The following is a 416-nucleotide window of genomic DNA, read 5'->3' as shown; positions in this document are numbered from 1 at the left end:
TTACTTAAAAGTCACAATGAACAGTTTTGACTATTCATTTCACGAGTGCCCACACAGATTGCATGGTCAAATTGTTAAAGAACGTTGACTTTCAATGCCTTAGCGCTGAACGCTTCAGCAAGTCAGGACGCGTATAATACGCTTCTCAACTTTTAAGTCAAGATAAAACTTTCATCTTTTTAATCATTCGATTAAAACATAAAAACCTTATCTTGACTCCGCTCACACCGCTTGATGCTAGAGCGAAATAAAAGCCCGTTGTTGCCAACGGGCTCTCAAAATTGAAGCCTGGCGATGACCTACTCTCACATGGGGAGACCCCACACTACCATCGGCGCTATTACGTTTCACTACTGAGTTCGGCATGGGATCAGGTGGGTCCATAATGCTATGGTCGCCAAGCAAATTCGGTTTAT

1 rRNA gene is annotated in these 416 nt (G+C 42.8%); it reads right to left on the bottom strand.

The window, feature by feature from the left end:
• Window positions 1-286: 286 nt before the first annotated feature.
• Window positions 287-402, bottom strand: a 5S ribosomal RNA gene (rrf, locus tag ASV53_RS24690).
• Window positions 403-416 lie beyond the last annotated feature (14 nt).

This window comes from Photobacterium sanguinicancri, assembly GCF_002265265.1.
Taxonomy (GTDB): domain Bacteria; phylum Pseudomonadota; class Gammaproteobacteria; order Enterobacterales; family Vibrionaceae; genus Photobacterium; species Photobacterium sanguinicancri.
The sequence above is the reverse complement of the archived record's forward strand: the minus strand, read 5'-3'. Positions and strand labels throughout refer to the sequence as shown.